Below are 24,099 nucleotides of genomic sequence, written 5' to 3'. Positions count from 1 at the left end.
TCCGCACCGCGTGTTGCGAACATGCAATTTCGCCACCGTCTAACCGCGACCCGAAAGAAAAGAATAGTGACTCATGAGTGTGAAATCCCTGACCTGCAAAATCTTACCCTATCAGCCTGATGCCCTACTCCAGCAATTTGCGCCGCTCGCCCATCAAGCTTGGGCCATGCTATTGCATTCTGGATTTGCTGAACACACCCATAATCGTTTTGATATTTTGGTTGCCGACCCACGGGTAACCCTGACGACTCGCGGCCAGCAAACAGAAATTGTTAGTGCGCAAGGGTCGGAATTCTCTCTTGACGATCCATTTTCTTTACTACAGCAACAACTGGATAAATTCTCTCCCTCAATACCTCCTCACCCTGACTTGCCTTTTTTGGGGGGGGCATTGGGGCTATTTGGTTACGACCTCGGGCGCCGGGTCGAGAAATTACCTCAATTGGCAGAGCAAGATATCGCGTTGCCCGATATGGCTGTCGGCTTGTATGACTGGGCAATAATTGCCGACCATCATTTGCAGAAACTGACTTTGGTCTGCCACGGTGATGCTGAACAGCGCCTTCAGTGGTTACAGCAGCAGAAAGCTCCTATCGCCTCCACGCCTTTCAAATTGACCAGTCAGTGGCAAGCCAACATGTCGCGCGAGCAATATGGTGATAGATTCCGTCAAATTCAAGAATACCTGCACAGTGGCGACTGCTATCAAATCAATTTGGCTCAAAGATTCAGTGCAAAATATCAGGGTGATGAATGGCAAGCTTTCCTATCATTAAGTCGCAGTAATAGAGCCCCTTTTTCGGCTTTTCTTCGCCTGCCACACAACGCTATATTGAGTGTCTCGCCAGAGCGCTTTTTATGGCTGGAGAACCGTCAGATTCAGACCCGCCCGATTAAAGGTACGCTGCCACGCTTGAATGACCCTGAGCAGGACCGTTTACAAGCGGAGCGATTAGCAAATTCGACAAAAGATCGCGCGGAAAATCTGATGATAGTTGACCTCTTGCGCAATGATATTGGCCGCGTCGCCCAACCCGGCACGGTGCGTGTTCCAGAGCTATTCGTGGTCGAGCCTTTCCCGGCGGTGCATCACTTGGTCAGCACTATTACCGCGACACTGCCCGCCGCATCGACAGCAACAGATTTGCTTCGGGCCTGTTTCCCGGGCGGGTCGATAACCGGAGCGCCTAAAATCCGCGCGATGGAGATCATCGAACAATTAGAACCGCAGCGTCGTAATGCCTATTGCGGTAACATTGGCTATATTAGTTGCTGCGGCACAATGGATACCAATATTACTATCCGCACCCTGCTAACAGAAAACGGCAAAATATATTGCTCTGCTGGCGGGGGCATTGTGGCTGATAGTCAGGAACAGGCTGAATATCAGGAAACATTTGATAAAATCGCTCGCATATTACCTCAACTGGAAAATATATAATTAATGAGTGAGCTATTCCGTGAGTGACTTGTTTGTGAATCAATCTGCTATGAATAAATTACTTATAAATAAATCAATTGTTGGTAAACCACTGGCTGAGTTTATTAGTCGATTCCAACTGCAACAGCCGCAACCGGGTATCTTTTCCGCCCATAGCCGCCATGCGGCAGTATTAATTCCGATTATTTGCCGACCTGAACCCACCTTATTGCTGACAAAACGTTCAGACCACTTGCGCAAGCATGCGGGGCAAGTCGCTTTCCCCGGTGGTAAAGCAGACCCACAAGATAGCTCGTTAATTGCCACTGCGCTGCGTGAAGCACAAGAGGAAGTTGCCATTCCCTCTGCGGCTGTACATGTGTTGGGTCAATTGGCACCACTGGATAGCTCCAGTGGCTATCAGGTCACACCTATCGTCGGTTTAGTTCCTGATAATATTGCCTTTCATGGCAATGAAGATGAAGTCGCCGGGCTGTTTGAGATTCCCTTGCATGAGGCCCTAAGTTTATCTCGCTACTATTCGCTGGATATCCATAGAGGAGGAATCAATCATCGGATCTATCTTTCATGGTATGAAAGCCAATTCATCTGGGGTTTGACTGCCGCGATTATTCGTCGCTTGGCACAGCAGGTCAGTATTTGACATTAAAGCCAGATACTTAGTATGGGTAATGAGTGACAAACTTCACAGCCTCTGCGCTAAAAAGTCTGAATTGCAGCATAAAGCGATCCCTATCACCCCATCATATCGATTTTTACTCTACTTTCTCTGCACAACCATTTTAAAAAAACTGTAAACTGGCCTGTCAGCGTTATGAAATATCTGTAAAATATCTTTCATCACTATAAACCACTAAAAATGTAAGGTTAAAGCCTGATAGTGATAACAATAAATTGGTAGCGATATATCACTGTTGCGGCATCAATTAGGTGCGGCTAACACCAGTAGGACCCAAATTAACAGGGCTTGTGGTAGCAATACTTAACCGAAGTAACCTGCTGCTTTCCACAGAGCTCTTATACTTAATACAAATATTCTCAGCCATAAACATGTGTACTGGGAATAACAAAAAGCTTTGTTAAGGAGTTTTAGCGTGATTAGCGTTTTTGACATGTTCAAGATTGGTATTGGCCCGTCCAGCTCACACACTGTGGGTCCAATGAAAGCCGGTAAAGAGTTTGCCGATTTGCTGGTGACTCAAGGGTTGATGCCATCGGTCACGCGTGTCGCCGTCGATGTTTACGGCTCACTGTCACTGACCGGGAAAGGTCACCACACTGATATCGCCATTATTATGGGTCTGGCTGGCAACATGCCAGACACCGTTGATATCGACAGCATTCCTGCTTTTATTCGTGATGTAGAGTTACGCCAGAAACTGATGCTAGCCAATGGCTTGCATGAAGTTGATTTCCCTCGTGAGGGCGGGATGGTCTTCCGCAGTGATAATCTGCCGCTGCATGAGAATGGCATGCAAATCCACGCCTTTGCTGGGGATGAGAAAGTCCTGAGCAAAACCTATTATTCAATCGGCGGTGGTTTTATTGTCGATGAAGAGCATTTTGGTAAAGCGGCAGTCAATGCCGTTAGCGTCCCCTATCCATTTAATTCTGCGGCAGAAATTCTGGCAAACTGCGAGCAAACCGGTATGTCTATCTCCGGTATGGTGATGCAGAATGAGCTGGCAATGCACAGCAAAGAAGATATTGAATCCTACTTCACTGCGATTTGGCAGACTATGCGTGCTTGTATTGATCGCGGCCTGAATACCGAAGGCGTGTTACCTGGACCGCTGCGGGTTCCCCGCCGTGCTTCCGCATTGCGACGTCTATTGGTCTCTTCGGATAAACTGTCCAGCGATCCAATGAATGTTATTGATTGGGTCAATATGTTCGCGCTGGCGGTCAACGAAGAAAATGCAGCCGGGGGGCGTGTGGTAACCGCACCTACGAACGGAGCCTGCGGTATCGTCCCTGCGGTATTAGCCTATTATGATCATTTTATTGAACCAGTGACCCCGGAAATCTTTATTCGTTACTTCCTGTCATCAGGGGCGATTGGCATTTTGTATAAGATGAATGCGTCAATTTCCGGTGCAGAAGTGGGTTGTCAGGGCGAAGTCGGTGTGGCTTGTTCTATGGCGGCGGCAGGTTTGGCCGAGTTACTGGGTGCAAGCCCGGTGCAGGTATGTATCGCTGCTGAAATTGGCATGGAGCACAATTTGGGACTGACGTGCGACCCAGTAGCGGGTCAGGTGCAAGTTCCTTGTATTGAACGCAATGCCATTGCCTCGGTTAAAGCGATTAACTCTGCACGTATGGCGATGCGCCGCACCAGCGAGCCGCGGGTTTCGCTGGACAAAGTTATCGAAACGATGTTTGAGACAGGTAAAGATATGAATGCCAAATATCGCGAGACTTCTCGCGGCGGTTTGGCTATTAAAGTGCAATGTAATTAATTTCTTTTAGTGGCAAAATTCGCCATCAAAAAAGGGGAGCCGAAGCTCCCCTTTTCATTTGACGCTGTTAGCGGTTTACTCTTCCAGCTCATTATGCAGTTTGGTGATACGTACCAGCTCAATGCGGTAGTCTGACACTTCCATAATCTCGAAGCGCAAGTTATGCAATTCAATCACATCGCCTACCGTCGGCATATGACCTGAATGAGACAGCAGCATCCCAGCAAGTGAAGCATAGTCAGCCGTTGGGCTTACCAACTCCTGACAATCCAGCGCTTGTTCCAGCGAGTGCAAATCTGCCCCCCCTTTCACCAACCAACCATCACCATCAACAATAATGTCCGGTGTTTCATCTTCGTCAGGGAATTCACCGGCGATCGCTTCTAGTACGTCCAACGGTGTCACCAGCCCCTGTACCACACCGAATTCGTCATTAACCACCACTAAGCGGCCTTTTGCTTTTCGCAATACACCCAGTAGATTAATTACGTCCATGGTATCTGGCACCACTATTGGCGGTGTCGCCGCGGCGAACTCACAAATAGACTCACCACGTTCAATTGCCACCAACAGATCTTTGGCACGAACCACACCGATGATTTGATCCAGTGAGTCACGGCATACCGGGAACAAACTGTGTGGTGTATCCAATAACTGTTCGCGGATCTCTTCTTGTGAACGATGGCAGTCTACCCACGAAATTTCAGTACGTGGCGTCATTACACTGCGCAGTGAACGTGATGCTAACGTCAGCACACCACTGATCATATAGCGTTCTTCTTCAGCAAAAGCCTCTGTCGGTAATGCCAACTGCGGGTCACCATTTTGTGGTTCCTGCTGTGCACGCCCACCCATAAGACGAATAATCGCCTCTGCCGTACGCTGACGTCTTGGCAAACGAGATTCATGCTTAATAAAGTTGCGCCGTGCGATTTGGTTAAACAGCTCAATCAGAATAGAGAATCCGATTGCAGCGTACAGATAGCCTTTTGGAATGTGGAAACCAAAACCTTCGGCAATCAGGCTCAAGCCAATCATTAGCAAGAAGCTCAGGCACAGCACGACAACGGTCGGATGCGCATTCACAAAGTTAGTCAGTGATTTGGATGCCAATAGCATCACGCCCATGGCAATCACAACCGCAGTCATCATGATGGCTAAGTCATTGACCATCCCCACCGCAGTAATCACCGCATCGAGGGAGAAGACGGCATCAAGTACGACTATCTGCGCAACGACAGCCCAGAAACTGGCATAGCCGCGATTCGTACTGTCATCGTGCTGGTTACCCTCCAGCCGTTCATGTAGCTCTGTGGTGGCTTTGAATAGCAAAAATAGCCCCCCCACCAGCAAAATCAGATCACGCCCGGAGAAACTGAAACTGCCGAGGCTAAAGAGCGGCGTCGTCAGTGTGACCATCCAGGAAATGACCGACAGCAAGCCTAAACGCATGATCAGTGCCAGAGACAGGCCGATAATTCGAGCTTTATCTCTTTGTTTAGGCGGCAGTTTATCGGCTAGTATCGCAATGAACACCAGGTTATCGATACCCAGAACAATTTCCAGTACCACCAACGTAAGTAACCCTGCCCAGATTGAGGGGTCCATTAGAAATTCCATGTCAGACTCCGATAATAAGAACACGATTCAGATGATGTGCGACCTGCAACAGACGCAGCAAAACGCCGCTGCACGGTTGTCAGTATAGATACGCAGAAAGATCGGGTGAGATTAAACGCAGCAACAGTGCGTGATTGGATAACCAGATTTAAACCCACTGGCTGGGTATTAACACTAGAGAAACAGTAACTTCGGTGACAGTCCATAGGGAGAGCTGAGGCCCTTAACTCCTGACAATTAATCGAGCCGCTAACTTTATCAGGAATTTTTTTGTCAGCATAGTCTGATTTGTTATCTGGTCGACGATAACCTTCTATGGCATGAAATGACGATTCACTATCAACTATGCTGCTATTTTTTTATCACTAAAAATTTTCCTCACCCCAAATAGCCCACCTGTCAAAATTTATGCAAATTGCACAAATTCCAAGCACAACAATCATACTGTGATGAGTGAGTTAGAGGCAAACACATCAATCTTGTTCATCTATGTGTCTAAATATTATCCAAATGAGCAAAATGATTCATAACATGTCCCAATAAATGAGCATCGTCACATAATTTATTTTTTCACTGACTAAAATAAATCACATCCAACACATTGCGGTATGTACCTGAATCGATTCATTGCTGTTGTGAATAAAACGTCAGCAGTACGCTGACATTGTGACTATCATAATAGATTCAATGTGTACTGAAATTACGTACTGAAATGTTGTTGGGGAAAACTGGTTTTACTGTTACGTGCGAGAACTCAATTCTGAGTTAACAGAGGGGGTAGCGAGTGAGTATAGCTATTATCATCGGCACACATGGGGCTGCGGCAGAACAACTGCTGAAAACAGCTGAAATGATTTTAGGCGAGCAAGATAACGTCGCTTATATCGATTTCGTCCCAGGTGAGAATGCCGAAACGTTGATTGAGAAATACAACGGTAAATTGACCGGACTAGATACCAGTAAAGGTGTGCTATTCCTGGTTGATACCTGGGGTGGTAGTCCGTTTAACGCTGCCAGTCGAATTGCTATCGATAAAGAGAACTATGAGGTCGTCACCGGGGTTAACATTCCGATGCTGGCTGAAACCTTTATGGCCCGTGATGATAACCCATCATTTGCCGAATTGGTTGCAGTCGCAGTAGAAACCGGTCGTGAAGGCGTGAAAGCACTGAAAGCGCCTGAAGTGAAGAGTGATAAGCCCGAGACGCAACAAACTGCTCCTGCGCCAAAAGCCAAGGCTCCTGCCGTTGCTTTAGGCCCGAATGATCATATGAAGATCGGGCTGGCGCGTATTGATGATCGCTTAATCCATGGTCAGGTCGCTACTCGTTGGACCAAAGAAACTAACGTAAAACGCATTATTGTCGTCAGTGATGAAGTTGCCGCCGATAAAATGCGTAAAACACTGCTGACACAAGTTGCTCCTCCGGGCGTGACTGCGCACGTAGTTGATGTTGAAAAAGCTATCCGCGTTTATAACAACCCGAAATATGCCAATGATCGGGTGATGTTGCTCTTTACCAACCCAACAGACGTTGTGCGTTTGGTTGAGGGTGGCGTGGATATTAAGTCAGTCAATATCGGTGGTATGGCATTCCGTCAGGGTAAAACCCAGGTGAACAATGCGGTCTCCGTTGATGAAAAAGATATTGAAGCTTTTAATAAATTAAATGCTCGTGGTATTGAGCTGGAAGTTCGAAAAGTGTCTTCGGACAGCCGGCTCAAAATGATGGACTTAATTAGCAAACTTAATAAATAGCTTTAGTAAAACTACGTAGCAAAGTTATGCCCTGTTCTGTTTTGGAACACGGTTATTTTTACTCAGCTTTTTTGGTCATAGGAGAAGTACAATGGAGATCACAACTCTTCAGATTGTGCTGATATTTATTGTTGCCTGTATCGCCGGGATGGGATCCATCCTGGATGAGTTCCAATTTCACCGCCCTCTCGTCGCCTGTACCTTAATCGGTCTGGTTCTGGGTGATATGAAAACCGGTATCATCATCGGTGGTACTTTGGAAATGATCGCACTTGGTTGGATGAACATCGGGGCCGCAGTGGCACCAGATGCGGCTCTGGCATCGATTATTTCTACCATTCTGGTCATTGCTGGCGGTCAAGACATTGGTGCGGGTATCGCACTGGCGATTCCATTGGCAGCCGCTGGTCAGGTATTAACCATTATCGTACGTACCATTACCGTTGCTTTCCAGCATGCCGCTGATGGCGCAGCCGAACGAGGCAGCCTACGCGCAATCACCTGGATTCACATCTCTGCGCTGTTCTTGCAAGCAATGCGTATTGCGATTCCTGCATTGATCGTTGCTCTGTCTGTAGGCACATCTGAAGTTCAGATGATGCTCAGCTCGATTCCTGAAGTGGTTACCAGTGGCCTGAATATCGCCGGTGGTATGATCGTCGTAGTAGGTTACGCCATGGTTATCAACATGATGCGTGCTGGCTACCTGATGCCATTCTTCTATTTAGGTTTCGTTACTGCCGCATTTACTAACTTCAACCTGGTGGCACTGGGTGTTATTGGTGTGGTTATGGCCGTTCTTTATATCCAGCTCAGCCCGAAATACAACAAGTCTCAGGTTGTCGTGCAGTCTGGCCCGGCCAATAACGATCTTGATAACGAATTAGACTAGGAAAAGGTGAGAGAAATGGTTGATACAACAACTGTTACTACGGCAACAACAGGTGAAAAGAAACTCACGCCCGCAGATATTCGCGGTGTGTTTCTCCGCTCTAACCTCTTCCAAGGGTCGTGGAACTTCGAACGTATGCAGGCGCTAGGTTTCTGTTTCTCTATGGTGCCAGCGATCCGTCGTTTGTACCCAGAGAACTCGGAAGAGCGTAAGCAGGCAATTAAACGCCATTTGGAATTCTTCAATACCCAACCTTTCGTTGCAGCCCCGATTTTGGGTGTAACACTGGCGATGGAAGAGCAGAAAGCCAATGGTGCAGAAATTGATGATGCGGCAATTAACGGTATCAAAGTTGGTCTGATGGGGCCTTTGGCCGGCGTTGGTGACCCTATTTTCTGGGGGACTGTACGTCCGGTATTTGCCGCCCTCGGTGCGGGTATCGCAATGAGCGGTAGCTTACTGGGTCCATTGCTGTTCTTTGTACTGTTTAACGTTGTACGCTTGCTGACCCGTTACTACGGTGTGGCCTACGGCTATTCAAAAGGTGTCAATATCGTTAGCGATATGGACGGTGGTCTCCTGCAAAAACTGACGGAAGGGGCGTCTATCCTCGGCCTGTTTGTCATGGGGGCCTTGGTTAACAAGTGGACACACGTCAACATACCGGTCGTGGTGTCCAGGATAACCAACCAAAATGGCGAAACGACCGTCACAACGGTACAAACCATCTTGGATCAGTTGATGCCTGGCTTGGTACCATTGCTGTTAACCTTCGGCTGTATGTGGCTACTACGTCGTAAAGTTAACGCACTGTGGATCATTATGGGCTTCTTCGCCATCGGTATCTTCGGCTACTGGATTGGCTTCCTGGGGCTGTAAACCGGGATTGGTCGTAGATTCAACTCAAACCGGGAGCTTGCTCCCGGTTATTTATTTTTGATAAAACCTCATCCTATACTCTATAAATTTCAACGTGCAGGAAGACGGTAAAATCGTTCAACCCGATAACCGATACTCTGGACGAACGAGCACGGCCAACACACCTGAAATGTGAACGATGACGGGTATACAGGAGTTATTGCATGTCGGTTACTGATCTTGTCTTAATTGTTTTTATTGCCCTGCTGCTGGCTTATGCCATCTACGATGAATTCATCATGAATATGATGAAAGGCAAAACCCGGCTACAAATTCATCTGAAACGTAAAAACAAAATCGACTGCGCAATTTTTGTCGGGTTAATTGCAATCCTTATTTACAATAATGTCATGGCGAATGGCGCACCTTTAACCACCTATTTATTAGTGGGTTTAGCGTTAGTGGCGGTTTATATCTCTTATATCCGTTGGCCTAAATTGTTGTTTAAAAATACAGGGTTCTTCTACGCTAATGCTTTTATTGAATATAATCGAATAAAAAGCATGAATTTATCTGAAGATGGAATTTTAGTGATTGAGTTAGAGCAGCGCAGATTACTTATTCAGGTCAAGCAATTAGATGATTTAGAAAAGATTTATAATTTTTTCATTGAAAATCAAGCATAAACCCAGTTCCGCGGGAAGTTAATCTTTTAATTAATTGATTAATTTCCCGACATCATCCCCTTCCCCTTTACCGCTTATTTCCACACCATTCTTGATGCTTATATGTGCTATTTTCCACTATAATCTCGATAATGAAAATCATTATCAATATGACTAAGTTGGCATATTATCTTTGGGGTTGTCCATACTGGAATTTATATGTTAAGGTTGCGCCGTTCATGGGGAGTAGCCGGTTTCTATACGATATATTTAATTAATATATTCATATTATAGAAACGCCCGTATCAACATACTCGTTCTGTTTCTGGAACGTGGTGCGGGCAGCCAGGTAAGGTTGGCGAGACCATAGACACGTAGCTCCGTCGTTAGGTTGGGGGTGGGTTACGTGTATATGGAGCCGCCCGGCCGAGACTATTTCTATGAATCTATCTGCAACTCTTGTTCTTGCTTTTGCGATGTCTATGGATGCTTTTGCGGCATCTATTGGTAAAGGCGCCAGTCTACATAAACCCCGTTTTAGAGAAGCACTACGCACCGGTCTTATCTTTGGTGTGATAGAAGCGATTACCCCACTTATTGGTTGGGGTATAGGTCTATTTGCCAGTCAATACATTTTGGAATGGGATCACTGGATCGCTTTTAGCCTGCTGTTCATTCTTGGGTGCCGCATGATTTTTGAAGGCGCAAAACAGCAAGTCGAAGAAACCGAAAAAATGCGTAGCCACAGTTTCTGGGTCTTAGTGATGACGGCCATTGCCACCAGCCTTGATGCTATGGCCATTGGTGTTGGTCTGGCGTTCTTGCAAGTGAACATCGTTCATACCGCGATGGCTATTGGTTTAGCCACAATGATTATGGCGACACTCGGTATGCTAATTGGTCGTTATATTGGCCCACTACTGGGTAAACGCGCTGAAATTGCTGGTGGCATCGTACTCATCGCCATCGGCTTTAATATTCTTTACGAACATATTTACCGCATCGCAGCCTGATAGTGGCTATTTTATTCTCATCATAAAATAAAGCGAACGGCAGCGGTCAGTCGCAAAAGCTAAAAATAAACCCCGCACTCATCAAGAATGGCGGGGTTTTTTATTGTTGAAATACCCATCAGCTGGGTGGTTATCTGTTGCTGATTAGAAGTCCATCGAGACTGACAACTTCAGCGCGCGTGGATCGCCCTGATAGATATATGTCCCAGTATCTTCCACAGATTCCCAATAGCGCTCATTGGTGACGTTCTCAACATTCGCACGCCATGTCAGAGTGGTGTCTTTCATCGGCATGGTGTAACGCACGCCCAGATCCAAACGGGTCCACGGCTTCAATTTCAGCGTATTGGCTTCGTTAGCATACTGAGAACCTGAACGCACCACAGTGCCGGCCGCGGTTAAGCCTTCAACAGCAGGGATATCATATTCGCCGCCAAACACTAACTGATAACGGGCCACACCCACTGCATCATTACCGTTGTTGGCACCACTTTGGGTTTTGGTCAGTTTAGGATCCAACCACGTTGCACTCCCTAGCAGACGAGTACCAAAGACCGGTTCACCAAACACATTCAGTTCAATACCCCGGTTGCGTTGTTCGCCGTAGAAGCCATAGATGCTAGTCTCTGGATCAACTGTCCCCGTTGGGCGAGTGATTTCGAACAGCGCCAATGTACCGCCGTAACGCTGGTTATCAAACTTCACACCAATCTCATTTTGTTTTGAATGAACAATCCCTGGGATTTGACCGGCGTTAGCTACGGTTGTCGTTACACCACTCGCATTGCTATAAGTAAAGGGGGCTGACTTACCCGGACCGAGGGCTTCAATATGGTTAGCGTACAGAGACACTTTCTCCCACGGCTTCACCATAATGCCGTAGATAGGCGTGACCTTCATTGCATCCAATGACCCAGCGCTGTTTGGCACTCCACTGTCAAAGTTACGAATAGTGACTTCCTGACGACGAACCCCCAACATCACGATCAACTTATCATCCATCATGGATAAGGTATCAGACAATGAAAAACCTGAAGCTCGCACCTGACTATTCAGTTGTGGGTCTTGGCTGGTGCTGCTATACGCAGTCGGTGGGAAATCAATGACGCCCGGATTATAAATATTGGTATTAACAGGGTTCGACATATTCCAAGCTGACTTGGCTGTACGATAGTTAGCAGCATAGCCCAAGTTCACTTTATGAGTAATAAAGCCGGTATCAAAGTGACCACGAATCCCACCCAGACCTGCAATAGAATCGGATGCATAAGGAACATACAGTCGAGAAATAGTGGCATCGCCGTTATTGGCACTTGTCAGTGTCGGTGAACCATATTGGCCAGTTTCTTCATTGTGGCTGGCCCCAATGGAACCATATACCGTCCAATCTTGGCTGACATCATATTCACTGCGCAACATACCGAAGGTGGTCTCCAGATCGGTATACACCCACGACTGACCATAGTTCAAGGTCGAGGATGGCGGTTCAGGAATAACGGTTGCGCCACCAATAGCAACATCGGTACGCATATGATGGATTGTTTGCTTCTGATAACCGACATCCAGTGACGTACGAGCCCGATCACCACGATAATCCAAGCCAGTCGATACAGCCGTAGTACGCTCTTTCTGGTCGTGAATGGCGCTCTCACCTTCACGATGTAATACGTTCACCCGCACACCGAATTGATCGTCATCACCATAGCGACGCCCAACATCCAGCGCACCGCCCACTTGTGAAGATGAACCATAATCCACGCTAACACGAGTCAGCGGCGTATCACCCGCACGTTTAGGTTCTAGGTTAATCATCCCGCCTACACCACTACCACTTGGCGAGATGCCGTTAATAAAGGCGTTAGCACCTTTAAACACTTCTACCCGCTCAACCATGCTAGTTGAAACGATCTGACGAGGTAAAACACCGAACAAACCACCAAATGAGATATCATCGCCATCGAGGTTATAGCCACGAATACGGTAGTTTTGTGATGGGTTGCCATAGCCACGAACGTTCTGGACTGAAGCATCATTTTTGACAACATCAGCAATGGAATTTGCTTGCTGATCTTCGATCATTTTGGAGGTATAGCTGATAACGTTAAATGGTACGTTACGGGCATCTTGCTGCCCGAGGAAGCCAATACGGCCACCATTCGCTACCTGACCATCCAGATAAGTTGGAATTAAGTCATTACCACCCGCGCGGAAAGTATCTTGCGTCCCGACAACTGTGATGGTGTCGGTTTTTTGGCTTTCATCAACCTTCGCCGTGTCTGCCACTGTGCTGGTTTTTTTTACGTTTTCAGCTGCATCAGCTGTTGTCGTTGCAGCCCATGAAGATGCAGATAAAGTGCCGAGTGCAGCACCAATCATAACGCACAACAGACGCGGTGCATGCCGTTTCTGATTCACGCGGATAGAAATTGTATTATTCATCGTATTGATGCCCCTGAATTTTGCAAAACAGCCACTAATGAGAATGCTTATTATAAAGATTCGGAATTATCCTGATAACATCAGTTGATGCAAGCATTTCTGCATTTCAAGGGGATTATTTTTTGATGAGTAAAAAAATAGGATCAGTTGTGTAATAAACCTGATCTCAGCAAAGCCTATGATTCTTTATCGTAACCAAGAAATTTCTCACCGCCGAGTTGTATTAGTTACGCAATAAAACATTTGGGCCTCACCGTATGCCCACTAACTTATCAAGGTGATTCTCACCTCATTTCTCGCAATTAGACACCGGTCAAAATATCGTGAACAGCGATATGATATATAAATATCATCACATGACTGATTGGAAAAATAGATATGCCGTACTTTACGGTCAGTGTCGTTTTGCATAATGCAGTGGAAGGCGATTACGAGACTCTGAATAAAAAAATGATTGATGCAGGATTTACCCGTCTTATCGGCAGAGAAAAAGTTTATAAATTACCGGAGGGAGAGTTCAATTACGGCAGTGGCATACTTAACAAACAGGAAGTCGCTGATTTAGCGCTAAAAGTTGCAGAACAGATACGCTTTATCCCCTCGATTCTAGTGACTGAATCCGGCGGAAGAACTTGGCGAAATCTGGACCTAAAATAAATTAATATCGCTATAAAAATAACACACTACAAATTTGACTTAAGTTAATAAGTAATCCTACACCAGGGAATAATCACATACTATTATCACCATAATAATATTTCCCTTAGGGGCGTTTCATTGTGGTATTCAAAAATAATTATATAGCGAATATCAATTTATATATACCTGTGGCCCAAAATCTAACGGGCCAAGCAGGCACAGATAAGTCTAACTTTCCGCTACCGAATTACTCTCGATAGCAGGTTCTTCTTTACGACGATGCAGAGCGATAACAAAGTCTGTTTCACAGATAAAAGATTGTCGCGCCGCCAGCTCTTGCCCCGTGTCAATGGAGGCACGCCAGGCAAAAGGCGTCATCTGCAATAAATTAAAACCCTGTTTACCCGTTAACTTCATCTCATAGCCCAATTCTTCACGACTGACTAACTCAAATCCATCTAGATACTCTTGGTTATCGTCATGGAGTTGTACTTGGGCATAGATCAGTGCTTTTAACTGGTACAGATGGCGTGGGCCAGGGGCTACTGTCACCACAATACCACCGGGCTTGACAGTACGTGCCAGCTCGGCGGCCTTGCAAGGTGCATAAATACGTAATACGGCGTCAAGCGCCTGATTAGCAAAGGGCAACCGGTGACTAGAGGCCACACAAAAATTCACCTGTGGGTAACGTTTTGCTCCATATCTTACGGCCACTTTAGCGACATCTAATCCAAATACGGATACTTGGCGCTGCCGATTGAGTCGGTTTGCAACCTCAGCAGTGTAATACCCCTCGCCACAACCGATATCAAGTAACATGGCAGCATCCAGAGGGAGTGCCGTATCTAGAATCTCACAGATACGCTGCTGCAAAGGCTGATAATAACCTGCATCAAGAAATGCCCGACGCGCTTGCATCATCTCTGGGCTGTCCCCGGGCTGTTTTGATCCCTTATGCTGTACCGGCATTAAATTGACGTAGCCCTCTTTGGCACAATCAAACTGATGATTATTGCTGCAACGCCACTGTTGCGGACTTTGCTGCATGGCCTGATGACAAAGGGGACACAGATAAGACATGGTTGAGTTCCAGATAACAGATAAATAACCGCCAGAGTCACCGGCAGACGCGGAGTTAGTCTAAAGAAGCCCCGGTACTGATGCAAGCCGCGGTTTAACATGGTGAATTCACGGAAGATTAGCTGTGTCGAACTCCCCCAACAGGAATGGCATCAGGCTCAACATTCATGGTTCGTAAAATTTGCCCCATAATGTCACTAAATACCGGAGCTGAAACCGCACCACCGTAGTATTTTCCACCTTGGGGATTATTAATCATCACCACCAATGCGAAGCGAGGCTGACTGGCTGGAGCCACCCCCGCAGTGTACGCCACATATTTATCGATATATTGACCATTGGGCCCAATCTTCTTGGCAGTCCCGGTTTTGACCGCCACTCGATATCCACGCACCGCCGCTTTCACCCCCCCACCACCGGGCAATGCCACACTCTCCATCATATGTTCAACCTGTTGCACCAACACCTCGGGGAATACCCGCTGCCCCAACACTGGCGGGTCAACTTTAGTAATCGACAAGGGCCGATAAATACCGAAGCTGCCAATAGTGGCGTAGACTCGCGCCAATTGCAGTGGTGTCACCATCAAACCATAGCCAAAAGAGAACGTTGCACGGTCTAAATCACTCCAGCGCTGGCGATGCGACATCAATCCACGGCTCTCTCCCGTCAGCCCCAACTGAGTGGGTTCCCCCAAGCCAAATGAGGTATAAGTTTCCATAAGTGCCGAAGCCGGCATAGCCAGCGCCAGACGAGAGACACCCACATCACTCGATTTTTGTAAAACGCCCGTGAGCGACAGCGCAGGGTAAAAACCCACATCTTTAATTTGATGTCCGCTTAATATATAAGGGTGGGTATCTAGCACAGAGTCAGGTTTCACCAAGTGGCGCTGTAATGCCGTCATAACCACCATAGGTTTAACTGTCGAGCCCGGTTCAAAAATATCGCTGATGGCCCGGTTACGAAAATTTTCCTCCGGTGTTGATGCGCGATTGTTCGGGTTGAAAGTCGGATAATTTGCCATCGCCAACACTTCGCCTGTATTGATATCAATCACCACGGCAGAGCCGGAGTCTGCTTTATTGAACATCACGGCATTGGTCAGCGCATGTGATGTTTCCGCCTGTAGCCGTTCATCAATACTGAGTTCAACATTTTGTCCGGGGTGACTATCTGTAGACGAAATATCTTCCACTACCCGACCAAATCTGTCTTTGCGTACCACTCGACTGCCTGCTGTGCCACTAAGCAGTGAGTTAAAACTCTTTTCGACCCCCTCAATACCTTGATCATCAATATTGGTAAAACCCACAAGATTGGCCGCAACATCACCAGAAGGATAAAAACGCCTTGATTCCTCTTTGATGGCAATACCGGGTAATTTCAGCCGTTGGATATATTCAGCAACATCAGGCTCCACCTGTCTGGCAAGATAGACGAAACGTGCATTGGGATTCTGCCTGATACGGCCATTCAACTGATCCAGTGGCATATTGAGTTCCTGAGCCAATGCCTGCCAACGCACAGAAACGCCCACTCCCCCCTTCTCTAATACCGATTTCGGATCAGCCCAGATAGCCTCAACCGGTACACTGACAGCTAACGGATGCCCATTGCGGTCAGTAATCATTCCACGCGTATTGGGTGTGGCCACCACCCGCACTGAGCGCATATCTTCTTCTTTTACCAGTGGGGCCGGTTCGATAACTTGCAACCAGGCAACTCGAACAATTAGCCCTAAAAATGACAGTAAAATACAACTACACAGCAAGCCAAAGCGCCATTGAATAAAGTTGTGAGCGTCATTTTTGGGTTTAGATATCACAGAGTTCAATCCTAAAGAAGTGCATGAGTTATAGCTGCCATTAAACCCTATACCCCACGTCAATAGGTGCCAAAACAGTGATACAAGATGCGTTATTTTGCAACAATTCGCTAACGACAATTTAAAAGAAAAGGTGGCTGGTCAATAAGTTAAAAAACGGCTTACACTAAATGGCGTACTTTATTTTTCATTAGGTAAGTCCAATGACTGATTTTTCCCCCCAATTCAGCCGTATCACCACAATCTGTCATGGTTTTGGCAATAAATCCGCCCTATTACCGGACTGTCTGCAACCCTATCAGATGACCCAAGCGAATAAAAAACAGGTTCATGGCACAACGATTATCGATGTGACAGAGCCGGGGCAAGAGTGCGGCGAAGCCGATGGCCTCTATACCACTCAGGCTGGTATTTTATTAACCGTGCTGACCGCAGACTGTCTGCCGGTTATCTTCAGTCAACGGCAAGGAAAAGGTATTGCTGTGGTTCATGCCGGTTGGCGTGGATTGCTAGATGGCATCATCTTAAACATGGTTGAGCGCATTGCCTGTGATGATGACCCTGCGAATTGGGTCGCCGCGATAGGGCCAGCCGCCCACGCTTGTTGTTATGAAGTGAATGAAGAATTGGCCGAACGGTTTATTCGCGAACTACCGTTGGCAAAAAATGTCATCTCACCTTACTTTCGCCACCTCAACCTCACGGCGATTGCTGAGTACCAATTGCGTGGTGCGGGTATTAGTCATGTTGATCGTGTCGGGAGTTGCACCATATGCACGACCACACCCCATGGCGAGGATGATAACCAGCCCCATTTCAAATACACCAGCTTTCGGCGCACCACTCAACGACAGGCCATTGACCCTGCCCATCCGGGAATTAAGGGCCGCAATCAGTATTCCGGCTTAATTATTTTGCCTTAGTGCGCCGATTTCTCAGACCACAGAAACGAAAAAACCCGCACAAAGGCGGGTTTTTAACAGCAAAAGAGCTGATTAGATTGCAGTAACGTTTACTGCAGACGGACCTTTCTGACCGTCTTGGATTTCGAACTCTACGTTCTGGCCTTCAGCCAGGGTTTTGAAGCCATTACCCTGGATTGCAGAGAAGTGTACGAACACATCTTTGCTGCCGTCAGCTGGAGTGATGAAACCGAAACCTTTAGACTCGTTGAACCACTTAACTTGACCTTTGATCTTTGCCATCTTGAGTATTTCCTTTGGATTGTTTAACTCGCCCGTGGGCGTTTACATAGACAAACTAGAGTCGTTACTGCTTGAGGCACTAAGATAAGGATCGGCAGAGAAGCGGTATTCAACGCTAACGTCTTTACTCAGAACTTCTTTACTGAAAATGCCACACATATACAGAACTGTACCTCGTTTTACCCATATGCGTTATCACATACTCTGTATTCGATGGCAAGCCATTTTTAATCAAGGGTGAACCTGTCGCACATATTTGAAACGGTTGCGCATAAAGAATGCGTAAATATGCCAAAATTTGTTGAAGGTCATCGTATTTTCTGCTCTATTTTTTTATACTATCCCGCCCCGCTTTCTTACTGGTTTTTAACATTTAAGCTAACACTTTTTATAATGCTGCTTACGTGAAACTCTTGTGGTTTCCAGCTCAAACTGATGATAAAAAAGTGCATTGGTATAAAATTTATTAGCATTAAATATATAATAATTAAATTTATGCCGGCTTCTGTTTTGGTCCCGAGGCCAGCTAACACCGCTGCTCTCTCACGTGAAACCCACCAAACTAACTCCTTACTTAACCTCAGGTTATGTTCATTGCGTTATTCGCATAAGAAATACATAAATATCTTATTTTTCCATTCGCATCAGAGATGAAAAAATAACCACTCAGTTCGCCATAGCTGGCCTAGTTTCTAATGAGAAAAATAGATTTAAATAAAAATCCAGCGAGAGAAAACCACATAAATCCAATCACACTTTATTGTGTCATATAGGTGCATTAATTTAGTCATTTTGGAAAAAACGCACCAGGAAAGTGCATTTTTGTTTTATTTAATCTGTATAAATATACTGACAATTACACTTTTTTAGTCAGTTTACGGCGATAAAATCTAACGAAAAACGTCAACAATTTGTGCTATAGAAAACAGATTGAGACATTTCTTGATGCTCAGGAATTAAAATTTAATTATTCTGGCGCGCAGTTGAAAACACTATTTTAGTTGCTCGTTATAGAATCGTTTAGGTTTAGGGTTATACCCTCTGCTTTATTATAAATAATGTTTTATTCGTCATTAGTTTTGATAGGTACAAAGATTATCTGATGCCAAGAAATCTTATTTCACCTTATCAGCATCAGAGAGTTATTCCATGAATTACAAACATATTATCAAGGCCGTGTTGTGTAGTGGTCTGTGGTTGAGTCAGGCTTCAATAGCACTTGCCGATGACAAAAGTCCATCAACCAAATCCTCAATAGAAAACAAAACTGCACTGTCTGCCCGCAATGACAGCCTATGGCAACGTTTGGTGAATAACATATCCCTCACTTGGGACTCTCCTAATCAAGAGCTGTACATCCCGCTGAATACTTGGCATAACCGCTGGACCTATGATGATGACAAGATAGAGTCCTACAATGAGCGGCCTTGGGGTCTCGGCTATGGCAAGTATCGCTATGATGAAGATAACAACTGGCATGCAGTGTATGCGATGGCGTTCATGGACTCACATAATGAAATTGAGCCGATTATAGGTTACGGCTATCAAAAAATGTGGATACCTGGAGAAATGGACGGTTGGCGTTTTGGTATCGGCTTTACCGCCAGTATTACCGCACGTCATGAATATCATTACATTCCAATTCCATTACCCCTGCCACTGCTCTCTATTGAATATAATAGGTTTGCTCTGCAAACCACCTATATTCCCGGCACTTATAATAATGGTAATGTCTTGTTTACTTGGATGCGGTGGCAATTCTAATTCAGACTATTCCAACATTTTTTAACCATATTGCTAAAGTGGTTATATTTGTTATTAGGAATTAGTCTCAATTAACTTTGATTGGCGCCAAATGAGATGACAGCTATAACCTATTATAGGTATTCGATCTCAACTTTATTTATTGTTGGGAATTTAAACAATAGATAACATTTAGAAAGTCATTCCAAACAACTAAATAGCCGGGCAGTATTAATGCCCGGCTATTTAGCATCACACAGTAACCAAATCAGGCCGCGTTTGAATCATTGGCTTGTGTCTGATTACTCTTATCTCTACGGCGAGTCAGCATAAAACCGCACCATAATAGTGCTATCCAGACAGGCATCATTAGCACGGAGATCTGAATGCCGTCAGTGAGGTACATGATAACCAAGATCAATGCCAGAAACACCAGACACAGATAGTTGCCATAGGGATACCATAACGCTTTGAAGCGGGGTTCGATGCCTTCTTGTACCTTTGCAGCCCTAAACTTCAAATGAGCTAAACAAATCATAACCCAGTTGATGACTAACGTTGATACCACCAACGCCATCAGCAACTCAAAAGCTTTGCCTGGCATCACATAGTTAATCACCACCCCTGCCGAAGTCGCTAGCGCCGAAAGAGCAATCGACAAAATTGGCACACCACGCTTGTTCACCTTGGTTAGCACCTTGGGCGCGTTCCCTTGCGATGCCAAACCAAAGAGCATACGGCTATTACAATAAACACCACTGTTGTACACAGATAGCGCTGCGGTCAAAACCACCACGTTCAGAATTGTCGCCACCAGATTACTGTCCAATGCATGAAAAATCATGACAAAAGGACTGCCACCTTCGACAACCTTGCCCCATGGGTAAAGGGAAAGCAGCACGGCTAATGAGCCGATATAAAAAATAAGGATACGATAGACAACCTGATTGGTCGCTTTAGGAATGCTGTGATGAGGATCCTCGGCTTCTGCTGCGGTGATACCCACCATTTCCAGCCCGCCGAAAGAAAACATAATTACGGCCATTGCCATGACTAACCCAGTCAAGCCATGAGGCATAAAGCCCCCTTGCGCCCAGAGGTTAGTAACAGAAGCATTTGGTCCACCGGACCCAGATGCCAGCAAATAGGCCCCGAACACAATCATACCAATGATGGCAACCACTTTAATGATAGCGAACCAGAATTCGGTTTCACCATACATACGTACGTTAACTAGATTGATCGCATTTATCAGAACAAAAAATACTGCAGCTGATACCCAAGTGGGTATTTCTGGCCACCAATATTGAATATAGATACCGACTGCAGTCAATTCTGCCATACCGACTAGGATAAACATGGCCCAGTAGTTCCAGCCAGATAGGAAGCCCGCAAAATCGCCCCAATATTTATAAGCAAAATGGCTGAATGACCCCGCAACTGGCTCCTCAACTACCATTTCGCCCAACTGGCGCATAATAAGAAATGCGATAAAACCGCCGATGGCATAACCCAGTATAACTGAGGGGCCAGCCATCTTAATGGTTTGTGCTATCCCTAGGAATAGCCCTGTACCAATCGCTCCACCCAGAGCAATAAGTTGAATATGACGATTTTTTAAACCACGTTTTAGTGTTGAGTCCTGCAACTGCTGTTCCATCCTATCCTCTGCCGCACCTGTTACACACTGGCGTGGTAAACAGCGCCTTTCGTAAATGAATCTGCGGCGGTTTTTTAACACTTAAACCAGATTGCATCAAGGATAAAGGTGGTTAGCTGACAATTGGACAAGAATCCATCAACTTACGTTATATAAGGTTGCCAGTTTATTGATGAACTCTTACCCCATCTCAGGGGTGTAGCGCAGAAATACCACAGAGTTTACTCAAATTACGCGCACCAATCATGAGTGTCGCCACGTATGACTGGCGCCGTGTGACAACTTCCACTGCAACACGATTATTTTTATAACGGATAAGGTAAGTTGAAGGCCAGCCCTGCCGCCGCTCTCCATAGGATTTCTGGTGGCAGTCAATGGCGGCATGCGCAATGACCAGATGCGATAAGTTTGAATCGCCTTTAATGATACGTTTCATCATCAGCTCCGCGAAAGTAGTTAAAAAACGCTTACCGTTTGTGATTCCTGTCACTGAGCGCTTGCGGCATATTTTGCTGAAAATTATCAACGCCGCTGATTACGCTTCTCGACTGAGCAAATAACAGATCATTGCCGCACGTAATGGACTTTGGCTGTAGGCTTGCCATTCGCCTTGTGGATTGGTGATCTTGGCATTCCACTGATTATTATCATTAATTTCTGGGGAGTAGATACCAATTTTATTGGCGCAAATGATAGGCCATGCATCGGAAGGGTTTTTGCAGTAATCCTTACCTTTAATACCACCATAGGGATACCACTTATCTGGGTCTTCACCGGTAAGTAACGCAATGCTTCTGTTCACCTCGCTGTCACTTTCTTCATACCATTTAATCATCCGAATCACCGTTCTCCTGAAAAGTTCTGGCTACATTACGGCGAAATTAAGACAAATTCATGACAGTCAACAAAGTTTGTTGTTGCTTACCGAGAGGAGAAAATCTAAGGGGACAGAGAGCAAAGAGAGAAAGGTGTGGGCGAGAAAAGCAACATATCGCCCACAGGCAGTAGCAATCATCTGCCCCCCCTGCTGGGGGTGCCAGAATTAAGAGAAGTTTACCTCTCTGGTATAAAGCCCTTAAAATCAAGCGGAGAGACAATATCGCTATCACTTTGCCCATCACTCACGCCTGTGGCGTTTTCCAACAACGCTTTGAGCAATTCTGTTTGTTGCCTTTGCTGTTCGACAATGTCTTGTAACAAGCGGACCTGTTCATTGGCTCGCACACTGGCACGGCTCAAAAAGAACCAAACTATCAAGAAAAAAATGACAGTAAACAGTGATAAAGCGATTGGAATGGCACCCAGTGCGCCCATATTTGTATCTAACATTGACTACCCTATACATGTTGCATGTGTGGCGAAGAGAGTATCTTATCACTCCGCCCACAACATAGGTAAATCCATGTAGGCTATTAACGATTAATGACGATAACTTATAGTAATAGTTATTAAATGTTATTATATATAAAAGTAATAGGTTATCCTTACCATGGAATAATCGACGTAATAGTACAAATACCGGTCGAGAAACTCCCCCCTTGGTCACAATAGCTATCAAGGGCTAATAGATAAAACAAGCAACAAACGGCGATGATCCCTACCGCTGCAACAAGTTTTTTTATGTTCAAATCGGGCACCTTATTTAACATTTTTCTTGAATTATACTGTATTAAACATCAACCATTTATAGCCAAGATGTAATTACTCGTGTTTGTTATCATGTTAGAACAAAATTTTGACTCATTGCTTACCCTATAAATCAAAATGATTTAGGATTTTTACTATTAACCCACTCATCATTACAAGTTAAACTATTAAATATACTCACGACAAAATAAGTAAAACTAATTACAAGAGGTGATTACATGAGTCTATTCAGGCTTTTTCTGGTCGCAGCAATCATATACCTCGGTCTACTTTTTTCTGGTTATGGCGTACTTATTGGCAGTGAGAAGAACGCAGCAGGCATAGGTTTACAGTGTAAATATCTCACTGCCAGAACAATAACCACTGCTCAATTTATAAACGGTGAAAATGGCATCATTGGTGTTAGCCATTGCCCTTTAATCAAAAAGATAGGCAACAACATATTCGAATAATCGGTTTGCGGGTTCGCTATCAACCCGCCTTCCATCACTTATAGCGCCTTATCACTGCCATAAACCCTACCAAAGCCTTGATACCCGCTATTTTTGCGTGAATTTCATATCAATCAATGCAATGGCTTTCTCAATAGCTCTCTTAGTGACCGGATCAGCCCCAGCAGGATGAGTAGAAAAATCAATCGATTTAAGTTGATGTGACATCTTATCCCGCACTTCTGTTGGTGCGATAATATCGATCACATCTAGGATTTGTTTGATAACCAATTGGCAAGCAACAAGATCAGAGACCAACTCTTGGTCATTAGTGAACATTTCAGACATGAATAATTCCTTCACAAAAATATCGCGCAAGGATATCACGCCCGTTGAAATATTTCTTTAGCCCACAGTGTCATGCACGCGCATAAAAATTAGGTATAAAAAAACCAGGTATGATAGTTATCAATTACCTGGCTCGAAGAAGAAGTCATTTTATATACACCGGTCACAATATTCCTAACCTCACAATTCATCACCTCCTGCGCCTTTACCTTTATGCAGAACCATTACTGGCATCTTGAGAAAGACGGTTACACCCACAACCGCTATCAGAGTCATAATCACTGTTATCAACATGCGATCACCTCATCATTTTTAATTTCTATTTTTCCAAACTAAACCTTTTATCCTTGAGATATTTCCTATTTGGAC

24 protein-coding genes and 1 riboswitch are annotated in these 24,099 nt (G+C 45.4%); of the genes, 12 read left to right on the top strand and 12 right to left on the bottom strand.

Going from position 1 to position 24,099, the window contains the following annotated elements:
* The first annotated feature begins 73 nt into the window (after nucleotides 1–73).
* The 3 genes from pabB to ACIOG0_RS09470 all read left to right on the top strand — a co-directional run bounded on the left by pabB (nucleotide 74) and on the right by ACIOG0_RS09470 (nucleotide 3,900).
* The gene (gene pabB, locus ACIOG0_RS09480; protein WP_050097381.1) at nucleotides 74–1,441 is read left to right on the top strand and encodes an aminodeoxychorismate synthase component 1; all 1,368 of its coding nucleotides are present in this window, start codon (nucleotides 74–76) and stop codon (nucleotides 1,439–1,441) included.
* Between the two features lie 49 nt (nucleotides 1,442–1,490).
* The gene (locus ACIOG0_RS09475; RefSeq protein ID WP_050097751.1) at nucleotides 1,491–2,084 is read left to right on the top strand and encodes a CoA pyrophosphatase; all 594 of its coding nucleotides are present in this window, start codon (nucleotides 1,491–1,493) and stop codon (nucleotides 2,082–2,084) included.
* A gap of 451 nt (nucleotides 2,085–2,535) precedes the next feature.
* Entirely contained in the window at nucleotides 2,536–3,900 is a 1,365-nt protein-coding gene (locus ACIOG0_RS09470; protein ID WP_128450831.1) for an L-serine ammonia-lyase, read from the top strand.
* A gap of 75 nt (nucleotides 3,901–3,975) precedes the next feature.
* Here ACIOG0_RS09470 and ACIOG0_RS09465 read toward each other — a convergent pair whose 3' ends face one another.
* Nucleotides 3,976–5,520 (bottom strand): TerC family protein, encoded by a 1,545-nt coding sequence (locus ACIOG0_RS09465; RefSeq protein WP_050097379.1) that lies wholly within the window; start codon nucleotides 5,518–5,520, stop codon nucleotides 3,976–3,978.
* Nucleotides 5,521–6,304: 784 nt separating this feature from the next.
* On the opposite strand from ACIOG0_RS09465, the gene manX reads away from it, so the two are divergent.
* The 5 genes from manX to mntP all read left to right on the top strand — a co-directional run bounded on the left by manX (nucleotide 6,305) and on the right by mntP (nucleotide 10,707).
* A complete protein-coding gene (gene manX / locus ACIOG0_RS09460) occupies nucleotides 6,305–7,279 on the top strand; it encodes a PTS mannose transporter subunit IIAB (RefSeq protein WP_050097378.1) in 975 nt (324 codons plus the stop codon).
* Nucleotides 7,280–7,370: 91 nt separating this feature from the next.
* Nucleotides 7,371–8,171 (top strand): PTS mannose/fructose/sorbose transporter subunit IIC, encoded by an 801-nt coding sequence (locus ACIOG0_RS09455; RefSeq protein ID WP_050097377.1) that lies wholly within the window; start codon nucleotides 7,371–7,373, stop codon nucleotides 8,169–8,171.
* A 15-nt stretch (nucleotides 8,172–8,186) separates the two neighbouring features.
* Nucleotides 8,187–9,050 carry a PTS mannose transporter subunit IID gene (locus ACIOG0_RS09450; protein WP_050097375.1) on the top strand — a complete coding sequence of 288 codons (864 nt, stop codon included), beginning with the start codon at nucleotides 8,187–8,189 and terminating at the stop codon, nucleotides 9,048–9,050.
* 203 nt (nucleotides 9,051–9,253) lie between these two features.
* A complete protein-coding gene (locus ACIOG0_RS09445; RefSeq protein WP_050097374.1) occupies nucleotides 9,254–9,715 on the top strand; it encodes a DUF986 family protein in 462 nt (153 codons plus the stop codon).
* A gap of 208 nt (nucleotides 9,716–9,923) precedes the next feature.
* Nucleotides 9,924–10,124, top strand: a riboswitch (yybP-ykoY riboswitch).
* A 10-nt stretch (nucleotides 10,125–10,134) separates the two neighbouring features.
* Nucleotides 10,135–10,707, top strand: a complete 573-nt coding sequence (gene mntP, locus ACIOG0_RS09440) for a manganese efflux pump MntP (RefSeq protein ID WP_050097373.1) — start codon at nucleotides 10,135–10,137, stop codon at nucleotides 10,705–10,707.
* A 144-nt stretch (nucleotides 10,708–10,851) separates the two neighbouring features.
* Here mntP and ACIOG0_RS09435 read toward each other — a convergent pair whose 3' ends face one another.
* Entirely contained in the window at nucleotides 10,852–13,146 is a 2,295-nt protein-coding gene (locus tag ACIOG0_RS09435; RefSeq protein ID WP_050097372.1) for a TonB-dependent siderophore receptor, read from the bottom strand.
* Nucleotides 13,147–13,524: 378 nt separating this feature from the next.
* On the opposite strand from ACIOG0_RS09435, the gene ACIOG0_RS09430 reads away from it, so the two are divergent.
* Nucleotides 13,525–13,803, top strand: a complete 279-nt coding sequence (locus tag ACIOG0_RS09430; protein ID WP_050097370.1) for a hypothetical protein — start codon at nucleotides 13,525–13,527, stop codon at nucleotides 13,801–13,803.
* Nucleotides 13,804–14,013: 210 nt separating this feature from the next.
* On the opposite strand, the gene rlmA is transcribed toward ACIOG0_RS09430, so the two are convergent.
* Together rlmA and ftsI are read right to left on the bottom strand one after the other, a co-directional pair.
* On the bottom strand, nucleotides 14,014–14,868 hold the full coding sequence (gene rlmA, locus ACIOG0_RS09425) for a 23S rRNA (guanine(745)-N(1))-methyltransferase (protein ID WP_050097369.1): 855 nt from the start codon (nucleotides 14,866–14,868) through the stop codon (nucleotides 14,014–14,016).
* A gap of 118 nt (nucleotides 14,869–14,986) precedes the next feature.
* Nucleotides 14,987–16,696, bottom strand: coding sequence for a peptidoglycan glycosyltransferase FtsI (gene ftsI, locus ACIOG0_RS09420; protein WP_128450833.1), 1,710 nt, complete (start codon nucleotides 16,694–16,696; stop codon nucleotides 14,987–14,989).
* Between the two features lie 203 nt (nucleotides 16,697–16,899).
* Between ftsI and pgeF the strand changes: the two genes are divergently transcribed.
* A complete protein-coding gene (gene pgeF, locus ACIOG0_RS09415; RefSeq protein WP_128450834.1) occupies nucleotides 16,900–17,619 on the top strand; it encodes a peptidoglycan editing factor PgeF in 720 nt (239 codons plus the stop codon).
* A 72-nt stretch (nucleotides 17,620–17,691) separates the two neighbouring features.
* Here the strand turns inward: pgeF and cspE are convergent, their stop codons facing one another.
* Together cspE and ACIOG0_RS09405 are read right to left on the bottom strand one after the other, a co-directional pair.
* A complete protein-coding gene (gene cspE / locus ACIOG0_RS09410) occupies nucleotides 17,692–17,901 on the bottom strand; it encodes a transcription antiterminator/RNA stability regulator CspE (protein WP_002221949.1) in 210 nt (69 codons plus the stop codon).
* 42 nt (nucleotides 17,902–17,943) lie between these two features.
* On the bottom strand, nucleotides 17,944–18,060 hold the full coding sequence (locus tag ACIOG0_RS09405) for a DUF2627 domain-containing protein (protein WP_002211058.1): 117 nt from the start codon (nucleotides 18,058–18,060) through the stop codon (nucleotides 17,944–17,946).
* Between the two features lie 990 nt (nucleotides 18,061–19,050).
* Between ACIOG0_RS09405 and pagP the strand changes: the two genes are divergently transcribed.
* A complete protein-coding gene (gene pagP, locus ACIOG0_RS09400) occupies nucleotides 19,051–19,665 on the top strand; it encodes a lipid IV(A) palmitoyltransferase PagP (RefSeq protein ID WP_128450835.1) in 615 nt (204 codons plus the stop codon).
* Between the two features lie 247 nt (nucleotides 19,666–19,912).
* On the opposite strand, the gene ACIOG0_RS09395 is transcribed toward pagP, so the two are convergent.
* The 5 genes from ACIOG0_RS09395 to ACIOG0_RS09375 all read right to left on the bottom strand — a co-directional run bounded on the left by ACIOG0_RS09395 (nucleotide 19,913) and on the right by ACIOG0_RS09375 (nucleotide 22,932).
* A complete protein-coding gene (locus ACIOG0_RS09395) occupies nucleotides 19,913–21,304 on the bottom strand; it encodes an amino acid permease (protein WP_050097362.1) in 1,392 nt (463 codons plus the stop codon).
* A gap of 190 nt (nucleotides 21,305–21,494) precedes the next feature.
* A complete protein-coding gene (locus tag ACIOG0_RS09390; RefSeq protein WP_050097360.1) occupies nucleotides 21,495–21,740 on the bottom strand; it encodes a DUF4060 family protein in 246 nt (81 codons plus the stop codon).
* A gap of 99 nt (nucleotides 21,741–21,839) precedes the next feature.
* The gene (locus ACIOG0_RS09385) at nucleotides 21,840–22,139 is read right to left on the bottom strand and encodes a phage protein NinX family protein (RefSeq protein WP_050097359.1); all 300 of its coding nucleotides are present in this window, start codon (nucleotides 22,137–22,139) and stop codon (nucleotides 21,840–21,842) included.
* Nucleotides 22,140–22,357: 218 nt separating this feature from the next.
* Nucleotides 22,358–22,633, bottom strand: coding sequence for a YebO family protein (locus ACIOG0_RS09380; RefSeq protein WP_050097357.1), 276 nt, complete (start codon nucleotides 22,631–22,633; stop codon nucleotides 22,358–22,360).
* 155 nt (nucleotides 22,634–22,788) lie between these two features.
* Nucleotides 22,789–22,932 (bottom strand): PhoP/PhoQ regulator MgrB, encoded by a 144-nt coding sequence (locus tag ACIOG0_RS09375; RefSeq protein ID WP_072086501.1) that lies wholly within the window; start codon nucleotides 22,930–22,932, stop codon nucleotides 22,789–22,791.
* 237 nt (nucleotides 22,933–23,169) lie between these two features.
* On the opposite strand from ACIOG0_RS09375, the gene ACIOG0_RS09370 reads away from it, so the two are divergent.
* Nucleotides 23,170–23,403 (top strand): YobH family protein, encoded by a 234-nt coding sequence (locus tag ACIOG0_RS09370; RefSeq protein ID WP_050097356.1) that lies wholly within the window; start codon nucleotides 23,170–23,172, stop codon nucleotides 23,401–23,403.
* An 87-nt stretch (nucleotides 23,404–23,490) separates the two neighbouring features.
* Here ACIOG0_RS09370 and ACIOG0_RS09365 read toward each other — a convergent pair whose 3' ends face one another.
* Entirely contained in the window at nucleotides 23,491–23,730 is a 240-nt protein-coding gene (locus ACIOG0_RS09365) for a DUF2766 family protein (RefSeq protein ID WP_050097354.1), read from the bottom strand.
* Between the last annotated feature and the right edge of the window lie 369 nt (nucleotides 23,731–24,099).

It is taken from the genome of Yersinia vastinensis (assembly GCF_044905075.1).
GTDB classification, from domain to species: Bacteria; Pseudomonadota; Gammaproteobacteria; order Enterobacterales; family Enterobacteriaceae; genus Yersinia; species Yersinia vastinensis.
The sequence above is the reverse complement of the archived record's forward strand: the minus strand, read 5'-3'. Positions and strand labels throughout refer to the sequence as shown.